The organism is Paenibacillus sp. 01T422 (assembly GCF_056398785.1).
In genome coordinates this window covers 1-8,162 of the sequence record NZ_JBFTQB010000202.1, presented here as the reverse complement: position 1 = coordinate 8,162, position 8,162 = coordinate 1, and the positions used below count along the sequence as shown (strand labels likewise).

The 8,162-nt window shown below is 44.7% G+C and carries 5 protein-coding genes; all 5 read right to left on the bottom strand.

The genetic code is table 11. The annotated features are described in order from the left end of the window. Positions 1-510 (bottom strand): TetR/AcrR family transcriptional regulator (locus AC1DUA_RS13570; protein ID WP_477500267.1); only part of this gene is annotated, 510 nt, incomplete at its 3' end. 111 nt (positions 511-621) lie between these two features. Next, the gene (locus AC1DUA_RS13565) at positions 622-2,355 is read right to left on the bottom strand and encodes a methyl-accepting chemotaxis protein (protein WP_477500268.1); all 1,734 of its coding nucleotides are present in this window, start codon (positions 2,353-2,355) and stop codon (positions 622-624) included. Between the two features lie 394 nt (positions 2,356-2,749). Further along, positions 2,750-5,359 (bottom strand): discoidin domain-containing protein, encoded by a 2,610-nt coding sequence (locus tag AC1DUA_RS13560; RefSeq protein ID WP_477500266.1) that lies wholly within the window; start codon positions 5,357-5,359, stop codon positions 2,750-2,752. 19 nt (positions 5,360-5,378) lie between these two features. Further along, positions 5,379-6,893: a glycosyl hydrolase gene (locus tag AC1DUA_RS13555; RefSeq protein ID WP_477500265.1), complete on the bottom strand. Its 1,515-nt coding sequence runs from the start codon at positions 6,891-6,893 to the stop codon at positions 5,379-5,381. A gap of 116 nt (positions 6,894-7,009) precedes the next feature. Continuing rightward, the coding region (locus AC1DUA_RS13550) for a sugar phosphate nucleotidyltransferase (protein WP_477500264.1) at positions 7,010-8,162 on the bottom strand (1,153 nt) is incomplete at its 5' end.

Sequence of the window (8,162 nt, the reverse complement as noted above, 5' to 3'; positions counted from 1 at the left end):
GACCAACACGCATAACCCAATGAACGCATTATTTAGAAACTGCGAAGTCTTAAGTGCATCATGATGACTTCCAATCTCTCCTGTTTCCTGGCCACGCAATACGAGTTCGTATAGCTTGTCCTCTGTTCTGATAAAACTTTGATTCACTTTCGCAGCGGCTTCTGCATCACAACTAGCCAACTCAACAGCCGTATTAACCATTAAGCACCCTTTGGGCCGCTCTTCCTCTGAAGAGATCGCGAATTCAAACATTCGTCTGATCGCTTGTTTGATCGGAGCAGGTTCTTCCACTTTTTTATGAACGGAACCTTCCAGCAATTCACCATACTTCTCTACGGCCTTGATATATAAACTATGTTTGTCTCCGAAAGTATCGTAGATACTTCTTCGATGTATCCCCATATGCGTTACTAAATCTTGCATGGAAGTTTTCTCATAACCCTGCTCCCAGAATAATTGCATGGCTTTTCGCAGCACGGTATTCACTTCAAACTCTTTGTTTCTAGCCATATTCAACCTCCTTTGTACAAGGTCTAGTATAGCATGATCTGGCAGACTTCTGCATGGATCTGAACGATAAGAAAACCTGAGACGGGGTCTCAGGTTCACGGTTCAAAGGAATTACAGCTCGAACTTCCCAACGACCGTATGTAATTGTTCGGCAATGCCGTTAAGCATACCGGCAGACCTAGTGATATCATTCAGCGACGCCATCTGCTGCTCCGAAGTTTCGGCCACCTGCTGAGCGTAGGCAGATGAATTTCTCGCGTGAGCGCTCGTTTCTGCGACTGAAGCGGACACCTCTTCCGAAGTGGCGGCCAATTCCTCTGCTGAGGCAGCGACCTCTTGTATCCGAACAGCCACTTGCTCGGAAGCTAAGAAAATACGATGGAAGGAAGTCTCAGCCGTTTGTACCATCTCTTTGCCCATATCCACTTCCTGCAGGCAATCATGCATGGTTTGAACGGCAACTCCGGTATTGTTCAAAACCTGATCGATCAATTCCGTAATTTGATTGGCAAATTGTGCGGACTGCTCTGATAGCTTGCGCACTTCCCCTGCAACAACCGTAAATCCTTTGCCTGCTTCTCCTGCACGAACTGCTTCAATCGCCGCATTCAATGCGAGCAGGTTTGTTTGCTTCGCTATGTTGCCCATCAGGCCAATCATATTATAGATTTCTTGAGAATAGTTCTCCAAATTGATAATAACTGTATTCGCCCTGCTGACCGTATTACTCATGCCGTTCATGGTCTTAATGAGCCCTTGGAGGTCTTGCTCGCCTTGCTTGGCTTCTCGGAATGCTTCCATGGAGATATCGGATACCTCCGACGAAGCTTCAGCGATTCGTCCAATACCAATGCTCATCTCCGTCATTGCCGTATTCGTATCCTCGTAATTCTGAACTTGAATTTCTGCTCCAGAAGCTACCTTCTGCATGACTTCCGCCACTTGATTGGAAGCATGCGATGTTTGCTCCGCGTGATCGAGAAGTTCTTTGGACGAGTCAGCAACCGAAGAAGAGGCAGTGCGAATCTGCAGCAAGATGTCCCGGACATTCGTCTTCATTCGGTTTAACGAACCGACAAGCTCACCTATCTCATCTTTATTGCTCACTTTCACATCATGCTCAGACAAGCTTCCCAAGGACACCGTCTGAAGAGCTTGGGAGACAAGCCGCACAGGCTTGGAGATATTGCGTGTAATGAAGAAGGCCAGAATCAGACCGATTAAAACTGCCGAACCAAAAATGTAGATTAAGTTCATTTGTCCAGAACGATAAATATCCGAACTGCTCTCTGAGGCAGCCATCGCGCCTTCATGTTTGATTTGTACAAGAACCTCTAGATATTTCTGCATGTTCACAAATACTTTATTTGAATCTGAAATGAGCGTTTCAACTTCTTTCTCCGTGTTGCCAGAGCCTTTACTCAAATTGGCTTTTTGACTAAGCTCTATGAACTTCTCATGATAGCCTTTGTAAGTATTCCATTGGTTTTGGAAGGCTTCGAAATTCCGCTTCTCTTGCTCATCCGTCAGCGCTTCCCCGAATTGTTTAATCTGCTCGTCTACATTGCTAATCCCAGCAATAGCTTGTGTCTGTGTGCTTTGCAGCTGAGCTGGATCCATTAATATGAAGAGCTGCATCTGTAGTCCGTGTACATTTTCCGTTAAATAACTGATCGTATTAACAGCTTCGACGCCAGGCATCCATCTCTTACTGATTTCATCACTTTTGTCCTGAATCGACTTCATATTCGTTAGACTCATCCATCCTGCAACAGAAGTAAGCAATAATATAATAATAAAACTGAGATACATTTTCTTACCCACTGTAATTTGAGGCAGTCGCATATTCAAGAAATTTCTCCCCTTCGGTTATTATCCTTTGTTCAATTCTCCAATATCTATATGTTACAGAAGGTTTGTTAAATGTATATAAAATCAGATACTATATTTCGACAATGGATTCTTTCTGTATAAAATGACAAAAAGCCCCCACAAAGTGAGGACTTCCTTCATAAAATGACAAAAAATTATGACTTTTCGATAATTACTTTAGTAATATTCAGCATAAATCCAACATTTTTGTTTGTTTTAAGACAGAATATTTCAAAGATTCTTGTTAAACTTGACTTATTATAACAAAAGGCGAGGATAATATGGTTCAAGTCATCTGGTTGCTCATATTAGTTCTGTTTCTAATCGTAGCTTCAACCCGCAAAAGTTAACATGTACCTTCCGATTCCTAGCCATAAATCTGCAGATCATGAATGGACCAGAAATTCCCTGCCTTCGTTGTCTGAACGATCTTGATAAATCGTGCATACGTTGGACTAAAATTGATGTCTAGTAGGCTAGAACCGCTACCGGATGCAACCGGCTGAGACCAGTTGTTTCCATCCGCAGATACATATACCTCATATTTCCTTGGATAATCATTCGGGGAGCCCTCGCTCCGAAGCCTTATTCGGTTGATCGTAGTTGGTGTTTTCATATCCACCTGATAGAACTGACCGGGAGCTTGAGCAGTACCTGTGTCCCAGCGGGTATAGATGTTACCATCGATCGCCCCTTGTGGTTTGCCAGAACTGCTGGTAACCTCCCAGTCCGTCCGATCCAGAGCCACACTATCGGTTGCAGTTGCAACGGCTGGTTGTGAAACTTCGTTTGTACCTGAAAGCCTAATCTGATACATGTACTGGTTCCCTATCCCTGTACTTGTATCTATAAATTCGGTACCTTGTACTTGCTCTGCAATTACGGTGTAATTGTCCTCACCCACGCTTGATTTGCGCAAAACATCATAACTGCGCGCTACCTCCGACTCGTTCCAGCTGAGCTCAATCGCATGATGCTGTGCGGGCTTGGCCTGAATCCACGATGGTGCGACTGGCTTCACCCCATCTGCTCGCGAAAGGATATACTGCACGGCTTCACCTGGGCCCAACGTTTCCTTAAATGCTAACTCTGGCGCTGCTTGCAATCCGCTCAGATAGGATCGAGCCGTTTCATACGTATCACCCGCTCCGAACCTTTCGCCTTCGTATATCGCTGACTCCGGCATCGTTACTTTCACCTGTATCGTTTGTGGACTCGATTCAAAGTTTACAAAGTTGAGTAAAATCTTATCCGATTTCCCTCCTGATCCAGGAAGTGCAGGTAATGTTGATGTATCAACACCCCGGAAATAAACCAGCTTCTCCGATAGCTCCGGCTTATTGGCTACTTCGTAAACCAGTGGTTTGCCATGCGTCGCATAGGCTAGATTTAAGCGCCGCATCACCCCGACTCGCGTATCATTTTCCAATGAATTCTTATGAATTTCCATCTGTGCGGGGTTCTGGGTATTCAAATCAATGCCCGGTTCGAACAAAGCATAGTCCGGATAAAATGCCGCATGCTGCATGAACATATCCGCATATCCAATATGAGCTCTCATAATCCGATCAAAGACAGCCGCATGAGGCTCTGCCGCGCCATATTCGGATGGATCTTTATGGCTATCCGAAGTGCCATACTCCGTATTGAGCATCAGCTTCTGTAACCCATCCTCAGCCCCTCCGAAGGTTCGCATGTTCTCCAGAAAACTTCCATCCTTATTGTTCACATAAGAGGTCCCATACGCATGCCCATTGGTTAAATCTGTCATCTCTTCAAGCTCCATACGCTGGTTCGGATCGCCTTCCCATCCGTCAGGATCTCCGCAGCTGAACACGCCTGATGTGTTCTGATTGCGGCAGGTCCTCGTGCTATATTCCGGCGCATAGGCCCAACCAGGAGCGACCGTTTTCACATGAGGAGCAATCTCAGGCAGATTGGTTTTGAGCCATTTGGCTATGGCTAGATTCACACTTTTGGACCGATTAAATAAGCCTGGTTCATTATCGATCTCATAATATTGAAACATGGAGCCATATTGCTTCACGTAATCCGATAACTTGGCTTCTGCATCTGCTGGCAGTGTGCCATCCTCTTTCAACTTGATGTTTCCAGTATGTAAATGAAGAGCTACCGCTTGTGTGTTGTAATCACGCAGTGTTTCATAATAAGGCTCAATTGCGGAACATCCCGCTTTCACATCCGTTGCACAATCCACTCGCATCACATTGCCGCTATAGGCAATTCCCAGCCACTTTAAGACATAGGGAAGATGCTTAACAGCTCCTTGGTCATAGTAAAATGATAAATTACTGACTTTGGTGCCGGATTCCACATATCGCCCATGAATGGGTTCCTGGGCAGGAGCAGCTAGGGCATCAAGCGAGAGATAGTCCCATTTCCACCAAAGAAATTTATTCTCATCTGCCTTGCAAGACAGACAGCCTTCGGCCGACAGCTTCAACACGTTATTTCCTAGCTGCAACTGCTCCTTAGGGATATAAAGCTCATATAATTTCTTATACTCATAAGTACTGGACGTCCCTCCGACACCGGCGATCTGGATGATGCCCGATAGCATATTATTGGAAAACACCGCCATCTGAGGAACGGACTTATGCGCATCTAGAATTTTCACTCGGAAATGAACCCCATACTCGGGTATTGCAGTCAAGGAATAGTTGATCGACAAGGTTGGATTGAGCGATTTATTGAGACCTTGCGGCACCGAGCTCCAAGTCTCCTGCTGCTTTGCGTCGGAAGATACCGTGTAACCGATCTGAGCTGCACTTTCTTTTCCAAATTCCGAATAAGAATCATCGGGTTCGCCTAACGTCCAGATCTGATTGCCAATCTGATTGGATTCTGTCATCACCTTTACCAATTCTGTCCTTGCAGATGCACCGTCATTATTCGAAGCCGAGATCAGGATCAGTAAGATCAACAAGGCCGATGGCACAATCACATATCTCATCATGTTAGATACCTCTCAACCTCTAAGGAAGTAATAAAACACTTGCTGGTATAATTTCTTTTGATTGGGAAGGACTCTTCCACATGAGTTTAGCAGCGGCACCATTCTGATTGTCGTAATATTCCACTTTCAAATCAACAGGCACGCCAGCGGTAAGGGCAATAGATCCTGTTCGTTCCACCCAACTTTGATTAAACCAACTATCAATAACCAACTTGTCATTCACCCAAACTCGAATACCATCATCGCTTAGGGTCGAAATCTGATAAGTTTCTGAATAGGCGGGCACGAGTTTCCCCGTCCATCTCACCGAAAATGTATCTGCTTGCATAGAGGGTAAAGGAGCCGAAGTCGACCAATTGAAATCAATCTTGGCGTCCACCTTGGTTTCTATTAATCCTGTCAAATCCTTATTATCAAAATATTCTGCTCGCAACCCATTTTTCTTATCTGGTAGCGAAATTGGCTGTATCTGCGGCTGCTTAATTGGCAGAAAAGATTCCCTACTCAATATTTTCGAATGCGAGTAGAATGATTTAATCTCTTCTTTTTTATTATTTTCGGTCAACATCTTGCCCCATGTCATGAAATAAGCCCATCGGGGCTGATCTTTCAATACCTCCGCACTTGGCAGCTCGCCATTCTCCCCTATCGCTACAGGCTTACCGCCTGCTAATTGGACAATATTCTTATAATATTCTGGTTTATAATCATTATCATAGATATCTACAGCGAGAACATCCACCTTACTCGCACCTGGATATGTGGCTGTGTAAGGGTCGGCATTCGCGTTCGGCGCATTCGGACTCCACACCCAAAGCAAATTATTCAGCTTATGCACATGCACGAAACGATCGTACATAATATTCCATAGCGCTGAGAAGTTGTTCTTCTTGCCCCACCAGAACCAATCCCCATTCATTTCATGATAGGGACGCCATAAGACAGGAACTCCCGCATCCTTCAGTTTCTCCAGGTAAACCGCCGTTTTATCCAAATCCGCAATCAATTTCGCATACTGGGGAGTGCCAGGAGTCACGTATTTATCAAATTCCGCTTGGCTCATTTTCTTCTCCACATTCGACCAGCATAGGCAGGTTCCAGGAATGCTTTGATGATAGGAGATGGTCACTAAGCCGCCAGCCTGATTCCAAGCGATCGCGCTATTGACAACCTTCTGTCTTTGTTGCGCCAATTGACTTTCGTTTTGAGCCAAAATAGCACCGAATTCATAGCCATGAAGGGCAGGGAATTTACCTGTCCAGCCTTTCACTTGATTCGTCCATTCATCTGGACTTTCAAGATAATCATGCTGCCCGCTAATCGTACTAACACCTGAAACGACATTTAACTTCTGCAGTACCACCTTAGCTTCTATCGACGCTTGCGAGTTGACAGGAACCGTAGTCGCAGACGCTGCAACATGTGGTTGAAACAAGAAATTCGGAGCTACTAAAGAGAGTAAGAACAATAAGGAAACCACCTTCTTACGTACACCTGCCTCTCCTAAAATTAGAATCATCTTCTTGTTTGTCATATGACATCCTTCTTTTTATGAAATGGTTATATTTGTAATTTTTATGCCTTCAAACAAGGAATCGCCTTCCATTCCCGAAATCGAATAGAAGGCGGTTCTTTGTTTCAAAACAAAACTTAAATAAATTGGTGAAGCGGGATGTCTTTCCAATCCATACAAATACGAACGATATCCTCTTCAACTAAATCGGACCCGCTTTGTACCTCGATAAATTCAACATCCGTGATTGCTCTTATGCTATGTCTAGTCCCTTCCGGAATGCGCACAACATCACCCGGTTTCACCTGATAGAGCTTATCATTGATGATAATATCTGCTACGCCGCTCACAACTGTCCACACTTCAGAACGTTTATAATGCAGCTGATAGCTTATATTTTTACCGGCATGAACGAGAATACGTTTCGTTAGTACTTCATTATCTTCGGCATATTTGACATAATCGATAACACGATATCGTCCCCATCTGCGCTCTTCGTACATCGGGCGATGCTCGATTGTGTTCATGACTTCCTTGATACGAGGGCTCTCCGACTTGTTCGTCACTAAGATGCCATCCGGGCTCACGGCAATAACTGCGTCATGGATGCCGATTACGGTGACAGGGATATCAAGCTCATTAATCAAATGGGTGTTCTCGCAATCAGTCGTAACGATACCTGTTCCGATTTGGGAACGTCCCATTTCCTCAGTCAAGGTATTCCAGGTTCCCAAATCTTTCCAGAAACCGTCGTAAGGGACAACGACACAACTTGCTTCCTTCTCAACAACTTCATAGTCAAAGCTGATTTTCGTTAATTTATGATAATTTCTGAGCATTTCCTCGTATTGARTAGGAATCCCTTTATCCATCATGACCTCAATGAGGTAGCCAAGTCGGAAAGCAAAGACACCACAATTCCAAAGTGCCTTTTGGTCAATCAAAACAGCGGCTTGTTCACGGCTAGGCTTTTCGAAGAAATACTGAACACCCAGCGCTTCTGTCCCTTCCCGGCGCTCATCCGATGGAACAATGTAACCATATTTCTCAGATGGAACTGTCGGAACAACACCCATCAGCGCTAAATTCGCGTCTGTTTCGTGTAGAACATCCTCTAACTGTTTAATTTTCTGGAAAAATGCCTCATCGACATACGGATCTACCGGTAATACCGTAATCACGGTGTTAAGGGGTAAACTTTCCACATCATACATATAAGCAGCAGCTAGTGCGATGGCAGGGAAGGTGTCTCTGCGCTCTGGCTCAATAATAAGAGGAGCCTCTCCACCT